Here is a 15,388-nt window from a genome sequence, read left to right on the forward strand (position 1 = left end):
GCGAAAATATAACAAAACGAGAGGTGCGTCATAATGACATACTTGTTTGGAGGCGGCGTTAAGGTGCGTCACTTTGACGTATGGTTTTCTAGAACCGTTTGTGCAGCAATTCCTTTTAGGAAAAGAATTTGTAAGCCTTGACATGGTATGGGGAGTATGGTAACTATCCTGTGTTCTGGCAAGCGATGAATAAGTTAATGCGTTGCCATTTCAGTATTTAGCCTGTCGAGTATATATTTAAGGAGGAATGATGACTAAGGCTGATCTTGTAGAACGTATTTGTGAAAAAACTGACTCGGTCAATAAGAAGCAGGCAGAGGCGGTCGTCAACGGTCTTTTCGAGTGTATTATTGACGCCCTTGAGGAGGGCGATAAGGTTGAACTGCGCGGTTTTGGAAGTTTCAAGACCCGTGAGCGCGGACCACGTGAAGGAAGAAACCCCAAGACTGGTGACAAAGTCAGCGTTCCCTCCAAAAGAGTTCCCTACTTTAAACCTGGAAAAGAACTGCGCGAGCGCGTTGATAACGCATAAGATACACCTGCAGTCGCAGAGCCCGGCCTTTACTGGTCGGGCTTTTTTTGTTGTACGTGTTGAACACCACCTGTCCGCGCCAGGAAAACCGGGGCCCGTGCTGGGAATGATCAGACCATCCAGGATCCTGTGTGCCGGTTCAGGGCCGCAACCACGGTGCTCGTATCTTTATGGGTCATGTTCTGTGTCGTGGTCTGGTACTTTTTCCCTGTAATGTGGTTTCCGGAAATTGAAACCTCTCCATCTGCTGCCGGTATTTATCGAAACGGGGGTGCTGTCTGAACAACCTCTTCCTGCGCATTGACCGCTTTCTGCCACGCCGTTTACAAGCGAAACTCAGCCTGCTGGTGACCGTGTTGCTTATCATCCTGGTCGGCCTGATAGGTGCCTTGTTTTCTGATTTCACCAAGAACCTGCTCCATGACCAGATGTCGAGTAAAGCGCTGGACCTTGCCCACTCGGTGGCCAAGAATCCTCTGATTCGCCAGGGAATTGAGCAGGGAGATTCCCGTTCTGTGCAGGATTTTGCCGAATCTCTGCGAGTGACCGTTGGTGCCGAGTATATCGTCGTTGGTGATCGCAACGAAATTCGTCTGTCACATCCGAATCCGCAGAGAATCGGTCAGCGCTTTCTTGGTGGTGACCTTGGTCCTGCCCTGAATGAAGGGCAGGCGTACGTGTCCAGCGCCATAGGAAGCCTTGGTCCTTCGCTGCGGGGTATTGTCCCCGTTCGCGATGCGCAGGAACAGATCATCGGATTTGTGGCGGTGGGTTACCTGACCAGTGACATGGATCTTATGGTCCGTCGCCAGCAGATGGAGATACTGGGCTATATCCTTGTGGTCCTGCTCTTTGGCCTTGTGGGAGCAGCGGTAATTTCCAGTGGTCTCAAGGCCGCCATCATGGGCCTTGAGGTCTACGAAATCGCCGCGCTGTTCCATGAGCGCAACGCGATCATCAGCGCGATCCGCGAAGGGATCATTGCCATCAATGGCGCGGGAACCATTACCTATGCCAACCGGGCTGCTTATGCCTACCTGGGTATGGATCAGCAGACATCCTTTCATGGTCTGCCCCTGGATGATGTGCACTCCTGCTCCGAGCTCCGGCAAATCGTCAAAAATCGCGAGCAGCAGCTTGACCGTGAAATGATCCTGGCAAATCGGGTCATGGTGGTGAATATTCTTCCCCTTGAGGACCCACGCACCGGAATGGTGATCAGCTTCCGTCCAAAGGATGAGCTGGACCGGCTGGCGCAGGAACTCACCCATATGCATGCCTATTCAGAGCTGCTGCGTTCACAGACCCATGAATATTCCAACAAGATGCACACCATCGCAGGGCTTATACAGCTGGAAGCGTACCAGGAAGCCCTCGACCTGGTCATCAATGAGGCCAGCGGATACGAAAATCTGGTGCGCTCCCTGGTTTGCGCTGTACCGGATCCGGTCATTGCCGGTCTCATTCTGGGGAAATACAACCGCGCATGTGAGCTCAAGGTTTCCCTGGCCTTTGACCCGCAGAATTCATTTTCCGATGTCCCGTCCCAGGTGAACCGGGAATCCCTGGTGACCATCATTGGCAACCTCCTGGACAACGCCTTTGACGCCGCCCGTGACCAACAGGGCCATCCCGCACGGGTCAGCCTCTATCTCACCGATCTGGGGCCGGATCTGGTTATTGAGGTGGAGGACTCGGGGAGCGGTGTTGCTGAATCCATTGCCCGCACTCTTTTTCAGCGGGGTGTGACCACAAAGAGCGGACGTGGTCGCGGCGTTGGCCTGGTTCTGGTGAAGCAGGCTGTTGAACAGTTGGGAGGAGAGATCATCTTTGGCGCGGGAGAGCTGGGGGGAGCTCTCTTCACCGTCATAATTCCAAAAGTACACCAACAGGAGAAGGCCAATGATCCCAGAAATCCGCATTCTCATCGTAGATGATGACCTTCGCATTGCCAACTTGCACCAGCGATTTGTTGAAAAACTTGAGCACTTTGAAACTGTCGGCATCGCCAACCGCATCGTGGATGCGATGGAAATGGTCGAAATCCTGCAGCCCGATGTGGTGCTGCTGGATCTCTTTTTTCCCGAGGGCAATGGCATGGAGCTGCTTTTTCATATCAGATCCAGGAAGCAACCATGTGACATCATCCTCATTACCGCTGCCCGAGAGATCGCCTCTCTCCAGGAAGCCTTGCGTGGAGGAGTTTTCGACTACATCATCAAGCCAGTCTCCTTTCCGCGCTTCCAGGAGTCGCTGCTGAATTACCACACCTATTTTCAGCACCTGCAATCCGGCAACCTCCTGGATCAGCAGGATGTGGATCGATTTCTGCACATCCAGCATACGCCGGACCCTTCAAGTGGCACCATGCCCAAAGGCATCGACCCTCTGACCTTGAGCAAAGTTCGGAAAGTATTCGACGACTCTGCCCTGACGGATATCAATGCCGAGGAAATGGGTCGTGCCATCGGTACCAGTCGTTCTACTGCCCGTCGTTACCTGGAGTTTCTGGTTGCCGAGGGATTTCTCAAAGCTGATCTCATCTATGGCGCTGTGGGGAGGCCGGAACGCCGCTATCTGCGCCGCTGAAAGGATTTTTTTCCAGCCCGTCGCCCGTGAGCATAATCAGCACAATCGCCGAAAGAGAATTAATATTCTTAATTTCCCCTTTATTTACTTTATGTTATCCGTGACGCACCATGGAATGTGCAATGATTCACATATCGTGATCCTGAGATGCGAAAGGAGTCCATCATGTTGTACATTCAATTTCTCTTTCTCCTGCTCATGCTTTACCTGGGGAGTCGTTACGGCGGTATCGGGCTGGGTGTTGTCTCCGGTATCGGCCTCGTTATTGAGGTGTTCCTCTTCAAGATGCCGCCAACCAGTCCTCCCATTGATGTGATGCTGATCATCATCGCGGTGGTGACCTGCGCCGCCATCCTTGAGGCAGCCGGCGGCTTGAAGTACATGCTGCAGGTCGCTGAACGCCTGCTGCGTTCGCGGCCCAGAAATGTCACCCTTCTGGCACCCATGGTCACCTATACCATGACGTTTCTGCTGGGAACCGGTCACGCGGTATATTCCATCATGCCGATCATCGGAGACGTGGCCCTGAAAAACAACATTCGCCCTGAGCGTCCCATGGCAGCTGCCTCTGTGGCGTCCCAGCTCGGCATTACCGCCAGTCCGATTTCAGCAGCGGTTGTCTACTATCTGTCGCAGCTCAGTGGAATAGCCCCGAACATCACCCTGCTGTCCATTCTGGCCGTCACCGTTCCGGCGACTTTCATCGGCACGGTTCTGATGTCGCTCTACAGTATCAGGCGCGGAGTTGAGCTCAAGGATGATAAAGAGTATCAGCGTCGTCTGCAGGATCCATTGTGGAGAAAGCGCATCGAAGAGACCACGGCAACCACTCTCGGGGAAGAACTCCCCAAGTCGTCCCGTAATGCGGTGCTGCTCTTCCTTCTGGCACTGGTGGTCATCGTTATCATCGCCATGTATCCTGAGTTGCGCACCCTGAACGAAGGAGATCGTCCCATCAGCATGTCACTGGTTATCCAGATGATGATGCTGGCCTTCGGTGGACTGATTCTGCTGGTGACCAGAACCCGTCCATCGCTGGTACCCGAAGGGGTGGTCTTTAAATCAGGAATGGTGGCAGCCATTGCGATTTTCGGTATAGCCTGGATGAGCGACACGTATTTTAAGTACGCATTGCCCAGCTTTCAGGGAGGTATTACGGAAATGGTGACCGCCTACCCCTGGACCTTTGCCCTGGCGATGTTCATCGTGTCCGTGGTCGTCAACAGTCAGGCTGCCACCTGCCGCATGATGCTGCCTGTCGGCCTTGGCCTGGGACTTCCCCCAGCGCTGCTGGTGGGGATCATGCCAGCCAGTTACGGTTACTTTTTTATTCCCAACTATCCTTCCGATATTGCAACCGTGAATTTTGACACTTCCGGAACCACGAAAATCGGCAAGTGGTACTTCAATCACAGCTTCATGGCACCTGGGCTGATCGGCGTCATCAGCGCCTGCCTGGTGGGATACTCGCTTGGAATGCTGATACTGGGGTAGGAACATGTCACGGAATAGAATAGCGAAGGGGGTAGAAGCGGGAAAATCACAGGGGCTGAATGGAGGGCGGTGTACAACCGCTCTCCATGACCGGCTGGCGGCACGTGCTAGCCACCGACGATAATTCGCCTGATATCGTTGTAAAAGGCGAAGAACATCAGACACAGCAACAGCGCCATGCCGATGCGCGCGGCAATCTCCCTGGCTTTGAGGCTTGGCGCTTTGCCGCGGATTGCCTCATATATGTAGAACATCAGGTGCCCACCATCCAAAATGGGTATGGGCAGCAAATTGAGAATTGCCAGGTTGACGGAGATCAGTGCCGCGAAGAAGAGCACGGAGTTGAATCCGTGGGAGACTTGCTCTGAGGCGACCTGGACGATCATGATGGGTCCGCCGATATTGTCCGCTGGAATGATTCGCTGGATCAGCTTGACAATGGACTGAAAGGTGAGGCTGGTCAGTTCCCAGGTGCGCACCACGCCCATGCCGAGGGACTGCAGAGGGCCATACCGGACGTTCACGGTTTGCTCCGATGCTGTGATGCCGATAAAGCCGACTTCCCTGTCCTCGCCGAAGATATTCTGAACCGTGCGCTGGCGCGGTGTTATCTGAAAGCTGGCGAGTTGGTCGTTGCGCTCGACGACCACTCTGACTTCGACGCCAGGCAGCAGGTGGATCTGGCGGGTGATGTCATCCCAGAAGTGTATCTCCATGTCATTGATGGTGATGATACGATCGCCTGGCTGCAGGCCGGCAGCATAGGCGGCCGAATCGGGCTGGACAGTGCCGATGATCGGCTCAAGCCTGGGAACTCCGTTGATATGTACAAGGCTCAGCAGGACGATGGCCAGCAGAAAGTTGAAGAGGGGACCAGCGGCCACAATGGCCATGCGTTGCCAGACGCTCTTATGGGCAAAGGATTTTTCATGGGGTACCGCAGCCTGCTCATCGGCACCCTCCAGGCTTTCGCCCATCATTTTCACGTAGCCTCCCAGGGGAATCATGGAGAGGCGGTATTCGGTTTCCCCATGGCGAAAGCTGAGCAGCTTGCGACCAAATCCTATGGAAAAAACTTCCACGCCGACCTTGCATGCCTTGGCAACCAGGAAGTGCCCCAGTTCGTGGAAGAAAATCAGCAGACCTAAGAGAAGAATGGCGACAGCAAAACTCATGCGACTATACCTTCCTGCGCCTTCCGGCGGCTCCATTTATCGATTTCCAGTACATCCTCCACGCAGTTCAGAGTGCACGGGGTGTGTTGTTCCAGCGTACGCTCCACCATGGAGCTGATGCCGGCAAAAGGGATTTTTCCGTTGAGAAAGAGCTGTACCGCCACCTCATTGGATCCATTGAGCACAACCGAGGCACTGCTCTGCTGTTCCATGGCCCACTGAGCCATGCGCAGGCAGGGATATTTCAGCAGATCGGGCTGCTGGAAGTGCAGAGCTCCGATTTCATGTAACTTCAAAGGGGGGATATCCAGGGCATAGCGATGGGGATAGAACAGCGCGTAGGCGATGGGAGCCTGCATGTCAGGGGTACCAAGCTGGGCTATCATGGAGCCATCCACATACTCCACCATGGAATGCACGATACTTTCCGGGTGGATCACCACATCAAGTCTGGCAGGTGGGACATCGAAAAGCCAGCGTGCTTCGATAAGTTCAAGTCCTTTGTTCATCATGGTGGCAGAGTCAATGGTGATTTTGCGTCCCATGTTCCAGTTGGGATGACGCAGGGCGTCGTTGACCGTGGCACTCTGCATTTTCTCCAGGCTCCAGTCGCGGAAGGCACCGCCACTGGCGGTGAGGATGATGCTGGATATCTCCGCGTGGCGATGACCCTCAAGGCACTGCATAATGGCGCTGTGCTCACTGTCCACGGGCAGAAGTCGAACGCCGTGTTGTTTGACCAGTTTCATGACCAGTTCACCGCCAGCCACCAGGATCTCCTTGTTGGCCAGAGCAATGTCACGGCCAGCCTGAATAGCCTCAATCACCGGCGCGAGACCAGCGCTGCCCACCATGGCTGCCAGAACCATGGAAACATCGGGGTGGTGGACGCACTCCCGCAGGCCTTGCGGGCCCCAGAAAACGGGAATATCAACCTGCTGACTCAGCCAGAGAGCATCTTCACGGCTGGCAATACTGGCCAGCGCAGGGCGAAACTCCCGGATCTGACCTAACAGGGCTTCGCGATTATTGCCGGCAGCCAGCGAGACGATACGGATCTTGTCGCGATGCTGGCGAGCCACTTCCAGAGCGCTGCAGCCAATGGAACCCGTTGAGCCGAGAATGGAAAGGGACTGGCGTGTACTGTGCATGCGAGGAAACCTTACTGAGAGACGTTGGCCATCAGGAGAATGATCAGAATAAGGTAGAGCGGCGCGGTGAAAATCATACTGTCCATGCGATCAAACATGCCACCATGTCCCGCCAGAATACTGCCGGAGTCCTTGACGTCTGCGGAGCGCTTCAGCGCAGATTCCACCAGGTCGCCCACCACGGAGATCGCACCGACGGCGAGACCGATAAAGGCTGGATGAATGAGGAACGCGACGGGGAAAAACGCCATCACCACGGAGTAGGTGATGGTTGCTCCGGCTATGCCGAATGCCAGCCCTTCGAGGGTTTTGTTGGGGCTGATTTTCGGCGACATGGGGTGTCTGCCCAGCAGCTTGCCACCAAAGTAGGCAAAGGTGTCGGCAGCCCACACACTCAGCATCATTGCCAGCAGAAATTCATAACCGTGCTCGCGCAGGACGATAATGGCACTGTAGCCAATGCCGATGTAGAGAAAGGCAAAGCTGTAGCGAGCCGTTGCCGCCAGGTATCCCTCAATGCCATCGGCGCGCATCATGCCCAGTGCCACGCAGATAAAGGCAGAAGCAACCCATACTGCCATCCCGAAATGAATGCCGAAACTCATGGTGAAGACGGCGAGAAAGAGGCACAACAGTACCAGCAGGCCACGGTGGCCGGTAAATCCGAAATACTCATATGCGGTTATGGCGGCCGCCAGGGCACAGGCAAAGCCAAAAACATAAAATGGGGAGCCAATCACAAGCCACAATACGATGGGAATAGCGATGGCAGCGGTCAGAATGCGTTTTTTCATAATAGAAGTACTCACCGGTCGGGGGCTAAGGAAAAGGCCACAGAATCGTGACTCTGTGGCCGATCATAGCATAGGTTCCGCAATGTTGGTATCAGACGGTCATCAATTCTTTCTCTTTTGCTTCTGCCATCTCATCAATGGTTTTGACGAAACCGTCAGTGATTTTCTGAACTTCTTCCTGGGCGCGTTTGGCCTCGTCTTCAGTGATCAGCTTATCCTTTTCCAGTGCCTTGACAGAGTCATTACCAAAGCGGCGAATATTGCGTACGGCAATGCGGCCATCCTCGGCGAATTTCTTGACCTGGCGGGTCAGCTCCTTGCGGCGATCCTCTGTGAGCGGCGGGATGGAGATGCGGATCATCTGACCGTCATTGGATGGCGTGACGCCAAGGTTTGCGGCTACAATGGCCTTCTCGATGGCCGGCAGCATATGGGGCTCCCAGGGTTGAATGGAAATAGTCGTGGCATCGGGAATCGTAACGCTGCCTGCCTGCTTGAGGGGAGTGGGCGTGCCGTAATAGTCCACTTTGACATTATCCAGGAGCGCTGTTGACGCCCGTCCGGTGCGCAGCGTGGAAAAGTCTTTGCGTGTGGCTTCCACGGCTTTCTGCATTTTTTCTTTTACTTCACTGTAGACGTCATTCACCATGTTTATTCCTCAATGATTGTTCCAATTTTCTCACCACAGATGGCTTTAAAGATGTTGCCCTTGGTTTTCAGACTGAATACCACAATGGGAATATTGTTGTCCATACATAAGCTGGCAGCCGTACTGTCCATAACCTTCAGTTCCCTGGTGAGCATCTCCATGTGAGTGAGGCTTTCGAATTTCACAGCGTTGGGATTTGTGCGGGGATCGGCATCATAGACGCCATCCACGGAAGTGGCTTTGAGTATGATTTCCGCATTGATTTCATTGGCGCGCAGGGCCGCGGCGGTATCGGTGGAAAAGTACGGATTCCCGGTGCCCGCCCCAAAGATGACCACTCGCCCCTTTTCCAGGTGCCGTTCGGCGCGACGGCGAATGTAGGGCTCCGAGATGGCTTTCATATCGATGGCTGAAAGGACGCGGGTGAACACCCCTATCTGCTCCAGGGCATCCTGCAGGGCCAGAGAGTTAATCATGGTCGCCAGCATGCCCATGTGGTCTGCTGTTGAGCGGTCCATACCCTTGGCACTGGCAGCTACTCCACGGAAAATATTGCCACCACCAACCACGATGGCCACCTCAATACCGGCCCGCACTGCGTCACGGATCTCTTCCGCTATCTCATTGGCTACAGCCGGATCGATGCCATAGCCAAGGTTGCCCATCAGTGCTTCGCCACTGACTTTCAGTAGTACTCGCTTGTATTTTGCCATTTGGTTTCTCCCCTGGATTGATATGAACCAAAAAAAAGCTCAGAGCCGGAGGCTCTGAGCGGTTATGATGTGTTCAGCGCAAGCCCTGAACCTGTTGCTGAACTTCTTCAGCAAAGTTGCATTCCTTCTTCTCTATCCCTTCGCCCAACTGGAAGCGACTGAAAGCCACGATGGATGCGCCTTTTTCCTTGAGCAGCTGCTCAATGGACAGGTCGGGGTTCTTGACAAAGGGCTGATTCAGGAGGCAGACGTCCTTGAGGCGCTTGGACACCTGGCCCTTGACGATATTGGCGATAATCTTCTCGGGCTTGCCCTCTTCCTGGGCTTTGGCGGTAAAGACCGCTTCTTCACGGGCGATAAACTCCGGGTCTACCGAAGACTGATCCAGGAACTGGGGATTCGAGGCCGCGATATGCAGGCAGAGATCCTTGGCCAGCTCGCCGTCTCCACCATTGAGATTGACGATGACACCGATTTTTCCACCCATGTGGATATAGGTGGCAACATTTTGTCCCTGCATGCGGTTAAAGCGGCGGATGCTCATGTTTTCGCCAATCTTGGCGATCTTCTGGGTCAGCGTTTCGGCTACGGTATTGCCATCGCCGAATGGCTTCTGCAGCAGGTCATCCACGTCGGCAGGATTTTCACTGGCGATGATACGGGCGATGTCAGTGGTGAACTGCTGGAACTCTTCGTTTTTGGCAACAAAGTCGGTTTCCGAATTGATTTCGGCGATAACTCCCACACCGTTGCCAACATAATCCGCCACCATGCCTTCAGCGGCAACGCGGCCAGCCTTTTTGGCGGCTGCAGCCAGTCCTTTGGTGCGCAGGTAGTCTATTGCAGCCTCCAGGTCACCGTTGGTCTCCCCCAGTGCCTTTTTGCAGTCCATCATTCCGGCTCCGGTCTTTTCACGAAGCTCTTTCACCATGCTCGCTGTGATCGCGGTCATATTCTTCTCCTGTGTAAGACGTAATCAATGGTAGTATTGGGGACAGCGTGAGATATTTCCGGGGAAACACCTCAGGCGTTTTCTGTTTCCGTTTCCTCAGCGACTTCTTCTGCTTCCTGCTCGTAGGCGGCATCACCGGAATCAGAAACATCCTGCTGATCCAGCTGGGAGTTGCCTTCCAGGATAGCGTCGGCAATCTTGGTGCAGATCAGGCGGATAGCGCGGATGGCGTCGTCGTTACCGGGGATGGGGAAATCGATGTAGTCGGGGTCGCAGTTGGAGTCGACGATGGCAATGGTCTTGATGCCCAGGTTGCGAGCCTCCAGAACAGCATTATGCTCATTTTTGGGGTCAATGATCACCATGACATCGGGAATCTTTTCCATGTCACGGATACCGCCCAGGTTGCGCTCAAGCTTCTCGCGCTCTTTCTCCATACGGCTGGCTTCCAGCTTGGAGTAGCCAGGATAGCCTTCTTCAGCCAGGGCACTCAGGTTCTTCAAACGCTCAACGCGCTTCCGAATGGTGCCGAAGTTGGTGAGCAGTCCGCCGAGCCAGCGGTGGTTGATGAAGTACATGCCACAGCGCAGAGCCTCTTCCTTGATGGAATCCTGGGCCTGCTTCTTGGTGCCGACAAAGAGAAACTTCGCTCCGCCACGGGCGTCCAGGCGAGCTTCGTCATAGGCGCGCTTGAAAAGCTTCAGGGTCTTCTGCAGGTCAATGATGTGGATACCGTTACGTGAGCTGAAGATGTAGCGTTTCATCTTCGGGTTCCAGCGGCGGGTCTGGTGACCAAAGTGGACACCGGCTTCAAGCAGTTCTTTCATGGTAATAGTCGGCATAAAATCCTCCGTTTTTTCCTCCGCACTCCTGTACCCATAAGGGCACGGCGATATCTGAAGTGCGTGCGTTTTTGGCAAACCAACAATTTATACACAGGTTTCGCCGCAAATGCAAGGGATGAAGAGGAATTCTTGCAGGTGAAGAAAGAGGACACGCGGGAGCACCGTTTTCAGCGCTCCCGCGTGAGATCAGAAGAGCCGTGAGGCTACCTGGTAAAAGGCTATGGCCAGGCTGAAGGCCAGAATCGTATTGAAGGCCAGGACAAAGAGCGCCCAGCGCCACGAGGATTCACGGGCCATGACGATGACGGTAACCATGCAGGGGGCATAGAGCAGGACAAATATCATCAGGCTGATGGCGTTGGCCGTCCCCCAGTGGGGATCGCTGGCCAGACGCCCCGAAAGTGACGCAGCGGAATCAGGATCCACATCACCCAGGGAGTAAGCAGTGCCCATGGTGGAGACAATGACTTCCTTGGCAGCAAAGCCGCCGATAAGGGCAATATTGCTGCGCCATTCAAAACCAGCCAGGGAGGTCAGCGGCTCAAGTGCGGTGCCCATACGCCCTGCCAGGGAGTTGCGCAAAGCTGCCTCCGCCTCGACATTGTCAATTTCCAGCAGCAGATCACTGAGGGACGAGTGGTTGGCAAATGTCTGTTCCACACTGGAGCGCTGCATCTCAAAATCTGCTGTAACCTCCTTGGGCAGCAGCGGAAAGGTCATGGCAGCCCACAGGAGAATAGCCACAGCCAGGATCACGGTTCCAGCTTTTTTCACATAGGCCCAGACGCGATCCAGGGTGTGAATGAGAACGCCTTGCAGTGTTGGCATGCGATAGGGGGGCAGCTCCATGACGAATGGCGTAGGATCACCGGCAATGATAGTTGAGCGCAGCAGACGGGCCACCAGCAGCGCCATTACCCAGGCAAAAAGGGTAACGCCAAACATGACGGCGGCTCCATGCTGAGGGAAAAAGGCTGCCACCACCATCAACATGACGGGAATCTTAGCGCCGCAAGTCATAAACGGTGCAACGGCAAGGGTTGCCAGTTTCTCTTTGGGGCTGCGCAGGGCACGGGTGGCCATGATGCCGGGAACAGCGCACCCTCCGGCGATGCCGCCGGATATGATCAGAGGGAGCACGGAGCATCCGTGAAGGCCAAAATACTGAAATACGCGATCAAGCATATAGGCCATGCGTGCCACATAGCCCGAGTCCTCCAGGAAGGAGAGCAGCAAAAAGATAATCAGGATAAGAGGAACGAAGACCAGCACGCCGCCCACGCCGTCGATAATTCCGGAAACCAGCAGGGACTGCAGCAGTCCATCGGGTACACTGGCGCCCACGGTTTCTCCCAGCCAGCCAAAAATGTCTTCAATCCAGCCCATGGGAATTTCTCCCAGCGCAAAAGTCGCCTTGTATAAGCCGTAGAGAACACCCAGCATGATTATCGGGCCGAGAAGAGCGTGGGTCAGAACGGTATCAATGCGCTGGGAGATGTCCATACGCTCACGCCGCGATGCGTCGCGGTTAATGACACCACCTTTGAGCAGGCCGGTGATGTATCCGTAACGGTAGTCAGCGATGAGTTCTTCCGGTGAAGCCAGCAGGGTCTTTTGGCAGTGATGCGCCAGCTGGGCAACCAGAGATTTCAGTTGGGTATCAATGGCAGAGTTGATCCGCAGGCCTTCATCCATCAGTGCGCTGTCAGACTCCAGGTATTTCAGGGCTACCCATCGCGCGGGATAATGGGAGGTGAGAAAGGCATTTTCCTCGATAATGCTGATCATGACTTCCAGCACGGGATCTATGTCGGGGCCATAGGAAAATACCAGCGGCTCCCATGCGCGATTCTGAAGGGCCAGTGCCTCCTGGAGCAACTGATCCTTGCCTTCTCCGGTGCGTGCTACCGTGGCAACCACCGGCATGCCCAGCAGCGAAGAGAGACGCTCAATATCAATGGAGATGCCGCGTTTGCGCACTTCATCCATCATGTTCAGTGCCAGTACAACGGGCACACCCAGTTCGAGAAACTGTACTGTCAGGTAGAGATGACGCTCCAGGCTGCCGGCATCAAGAACATTGAGGACAGCATCGGGTTTCTGGCGCACCAGGAAACGACGTGCCACCAGCTCCTCCTGGGAGTAGGCGCTCAGGGAGTAGGTTCCGGGAAGATCAACGATGCGCAATGTGTTCTTTTGAAAGTCAATGACACCCTCGAGGGTATCAACCGTTACGCCGGGATAGTTGGCCACATGCTGCCTGGCGCCGGTTATTGTATTGAACAGAGTGGATTTTCCGGCATTGGGATTGCCGGCCAGGGCAAAAACCGGTGATCGCTTCACAGATCACCCCCGTCGCAGAGCTCCACCTGGATAAAATCCGCCTCGCGGTTGCGCAGGGTCAGGGTGAAGTCGCGCAGGCGCAGCGCGACGGGATCCTTCAAGGGAGCCCGCCCTACCACTTCAAACTCAGTTCCGCTGACCAGGCCCATGTCGCGGATTCTGCGGCCAAGTTCTCCACTGGCGGTGACCCGCACGATTTTCCCCCTCTGTCTGACCTGCATCTGACGAAGATTCATTACTTGCTGTGACATGAAACACCCGCATGTGAAAGAAGTGCAGCCTGACTCATGCTCTCAAAGGCTTGGTGGAGAAAGGAAAGCCCGTAAGGCGAGTGCTGAGATGTGAGTTATAGCTGAGCGCAATAATCGGGTCAATGCATATTCATGGCAGCTAACAGGCTGCTGGAAAACCCTCATCTGCGGCGTTGCCCGCTGTCGCGTGTCATTGCAGCGTACGGGGAGTACGCTTCATTCCAGGCTCCGCGAGCGCCTTGCACCTGAGCATTTTCAATTGCCTGCGTGTTTTGAAGTACTTCAGCAAGCTGCTAACAGGGCAATGCTGCGGAGAGAACAGGAGTAAAGGTGCATGAAATGGTGTCAGAGTTCCTCGTAGAACTCGGGCACCGTGTCGTAGGCTCTGCTCTTCAGCAGTTTCTGCCGATGCGCTTCAAGTCCGCTCAAAAGCCGTTCGCGATCACGGGGGAGGGTGCCGGAAAGGTCAACCAGATTGGAGATGTGATTGGCGCGGAAGATGATGTTCTTCCCCTCAATATGCTGGATCAGGGCGATGGTCTCTTCGGCCAGGGAACCCCAGGTGGGCTGTTCCAGCTGCTCAAACAGGCTGGTGTTGCGTCGCAGGAAAAGGGTCAGCAGGCTGAGGTAGCGAGGATTGACCTGATTGACCCAGCGGGCCGTATCCAGGGCGTGTTCGCGCGCAAGGCGTCGGCCGCCGCCGCCCAGCACCACCATGACGCTCAGGGCGATTTCCTGTTGTTGAACCACCTGACAGAGGCTGGCGGCCTCGGCAGCGCTGCCACCTTTGTTCATGAGCTTCAGCACTTCCTCATTGCCGCTCTCCAGACCGAAATACAGAAGTGAAAGTTTACGCTGGCGCAGCTCGCGCCACTGCTCAGGCGTCTTGGCGCGCAGGGCCTTGCGCCCCACATAGGCGCTGATCCGCTGAAGTGCGGGGAAATGGGCGTTGAGGGCATCCAGGATCGGGGTAAGTTTTTCAGCGGGGTATATGGTCGCATCGCCATCAGCCAGGAAAACGCGGCGAACCGTAGCTGCGTAAGCTGCGGGAATGCTTCGGATTTCCTCCAGCACCGTCTCCAGGGGCTTCATGCGAAAACGCTTGTCCGTATACATGCCGCAGAAGGTGCAGGCGTTATGGGAGCAGCCATGGGTGATCTGGAAAATCAGGGAGCGGGCCTCACTGGGGGGGCGATAGAGGGGTTGCGAATAGGTGAGCATCAGAGGTAATTACACTCCTTAAAGCTGACTTCACCCTTGGGCGAGATGATGATGTGATCCAGCAGGGGAATGCCCAACAGTTCACCGGACTGGCGCAGACGTCGGGTGATGTTGTGATCCTCCTGGCTTGGCTCGACACTTCCCGAGGGGTGATTATGGGCGACGATAATGGAGGCCGCCCGATCCGTCAAGGCATCACTGAACACTTCACGGGGATGAACGAGACTGGCGTTGAGGGTGCCGATGGTGACAATGCGGCGCTGCAGAACGCAGCCGGCACCATCAAGGGTGATAGAAAGGAAGTACTCCTGCTTTTTATGGCGAAACTCCTCCAGCAGGTGGATGACGTCGCGATAACTGCGAACCGTGGCGCCGGTGGCGCTGTAGAGGCGTCTGCCCATCTCAATGGCTGCCAGCAGCTGGCAGGCTTTGGCCTGACCGATGCCGTTAATTGCCAGAAAGTCATCCTGGCTGACGGTCATGCCGTTTTTCTCCATGGCCCTGGCAACAAGGCGGGAAAGTTTCATGACATCCATTTCCCGCGTGCCGCTGCCCAGGAGAATGGCCACCAGTTCATGGGTGTCAAGGGAGCGGGCTCCCCGCGCCAGAAGCTTTTCACGTGGCCTGTCAACGCTCTCCAGATCTTTCACGGCCAGTCCTCCATTCTTGTGAAGAATAT

At 55.1% G+C, this 15,388-nt stretch carries 15 protein-coding genes; 4 read left to right on the forward strand and 11 right to left on the reverse strand.

The features are described from left to right. Nucleotides 1-250 precede the first annotated feature (250 nt). From ACZ46I_RS08405 to ACZ46I_RS08420, 4 genes are all read left to right on the forward strand, one after another. The gene (locus tag ACZ46I_RS08405) at nt 251-532 is read left to right on the forward strand and encodes an integration host factor subunit beta (protein WP_013506376.1); all 282 of its coding nucleotides are present in this window, start codon (nt 251-253) and stop codon (nt 530-532) included. Between the two features lie 353 nt (nt 533-885). Beyond that, nucleotides 886-2,469 carry an ATP-binding protein gene (locus ACZ46I_RS08410; protein WP_464280512.1) on the forward strand — a complete coding sequence of 528 codons (1,584 nt, stop codon included), beginning with the start codon at nt 886-888 and terminating at the stop codon, nt 2,467-2,469. After that, complete coding sequence (locus ACZ46I_RS08415; RefSeq protein WP_013506374.1) at nt 2,435-3,121, forward strand: response regulator; 687 nt, start codon at nt 2,435-2,437, stop codon at nt 3,119-3,121. The genes ACZ46I_RS08410 and ACZ46I_RS08415 overlap by 35 nt, the downstream gene beginning before the upstream one ends. Nucleotides 3,122-3,286: 165 nt before the next feature. Further along, nucleotides 3,287-4,615 (forward strand): anaerobic C4-dicarboxylate transporter, encoded by a 1,329-nt coding sequence (locus ACZ46I_RS08420; RefSeq protein WP_464280513.1) that lies wholly within the window; start codon nt 3,287-3,289, stop codon nt 4,613-4,615. Between the two features lie 107 nt (nt 4,616-4,722). On the opposite strand, the gene rseP is transcribed toward ACZ46I_RS08420, so the two are convergent. The 11 genes from rseP to radC all read right to left on the reverse strand — a co-directional run bounded on the left by rseP (nt 4,723) and on the right by radC (nt 15,359). Next, nucleotides 4,723-5,790 (reverse strand): RIP metalloprotease RseP, encoded by a 1,068-nt coding sequence (gene rseP, locus ACZ46I_RS08425; protein ID WP_013506373.1) that lies wholly within the window; start codon nt 5,788-5,790, stop codon nt 4,723-4,725. Continuing rightward, complete coding sequence (locus ACZ46I_RS08430; protein WP_464280514.1) at nt 5,787-6,941, reverse strand: 1-deoxy-D-xylulose-5-phosphate reductoisomerase; 1,155 nt, start codon at nt 6,939-6,941, stop codon at nt 5,787-5,789. Before ACZ46I_RS08430 ends, rseP begins: the two co-directional genes overlap by 4 nt. A gap of 11 nt (nt 6,942-6,952) precedes the next feature. Next, the gene (locus ACZ46I_RS08435) at nt 6,953-7,735 is read right to left on the reverse strand and encodes a phosphatidate cytidylyltransferase (RefSeq protein WP_013506371.1); all 783 of its coding nucleotides are present in this window, start codon (nt 7,733-7,735) and stop codon (nt 6,953-6,955) included. A 91-nt stretch (nt 7,736-7,826) separates the two neighbouring features. Then, nucleotides 7,827-8,384, reverse strand: coding sequence for a ribosome recycling factor (gene frr / locus ACZ46I_RS08440; protein ID WP_013506370.1), 558 nt, complete (start codon nt 8,382-8,384; stop codon nt 7,827-7,829). Nucleotides 8,385-8,386: 2 nt separating this feature from the next. Next, complete coding sequence (gene pyrH, locus ACZ46I_RS08445; RefSeq protein WP_226507756.1) at nt 8,387-9,097, reverse strand: UMP kinase; 711 nt, start codon at nt 9,095-9,097, stop codon at nt 8,387-8,389. Between the two features lie 73 nt (nt 9,098-9,170). After that, on the reverse strand, nt 9,171-10,049 hold the full coding sequence (tsf, locus tag ACZ46I_RS08450; protein ID WP_464280515.1) for a translation elongation factor Ts: 879 nt from the start codon (nt 10,047-10,049) through the stop codon (nt 9,171-9,173). Between the two features lie 71 nt (nt 10,050-10,120). Then, nucleotides 10,121-10,891, reverse strand: coding sequence for a 30S ribosomal protein S2 (gene rpsB / locus ACZ46I_RS08455; RefSeq protein ID WP_464280516.1), 771 nt, complete (start codon nt 10,889-10,891; stop codon nt 10,121-10,123). 189 nt (nt 10,892-11,080) lie between these two features. Continuing rightward, a complete protein-coding gene (feoB, locus tag ACZ46I_RS08460) occupies nt 11,081-13,237 on the reverse strand; it encodes a ferrous iron transport protein B (RefSeq protein WP_013506366.1) in 2,157 nt (718 codons plus the stop codon). Then, complete coding sequence (locus tag ACZ46I_RS08465; protein WP_013506365.1) at nt 13,234-13,488, reverse strand: FeoA family protein; 255 nt, start codon at nt 13,486-13,488, stop codon at nt 13,234-13,236. The genes feoB and ACZ46I_RS08465 overlap by 4 nt, the downstream gene beginning before the upstream one ends. 345 nt (nt 13,489-13,833) lie before the next feature. Then, entirely contained in the window at nt 13,834-14,709 is an 876-nt protein-coding gene (locus tag ACZ46I_RS08470) for a radical SAM protein (RefSeq protein ID WP_464280517.1), read from the reverse strand. After that, entirely contained in the window at nt 14,709-15,359 is a 651-nt protein-coding gene (gene radC / locus ACZ46I_RS08475; protein WP_013506363.1) for a RadC family protein, read from the reverse strand. Before radC ends, ACZ46I_RS08470 begins: the two co-directional genes overlap by 1 nt. Between the last annotated feature and the right edge of the window lie 29 nt (nt 15,360-15,388).

The organism is Desulfurispirillum alkaliphilum (assembly GCF_055378285.1).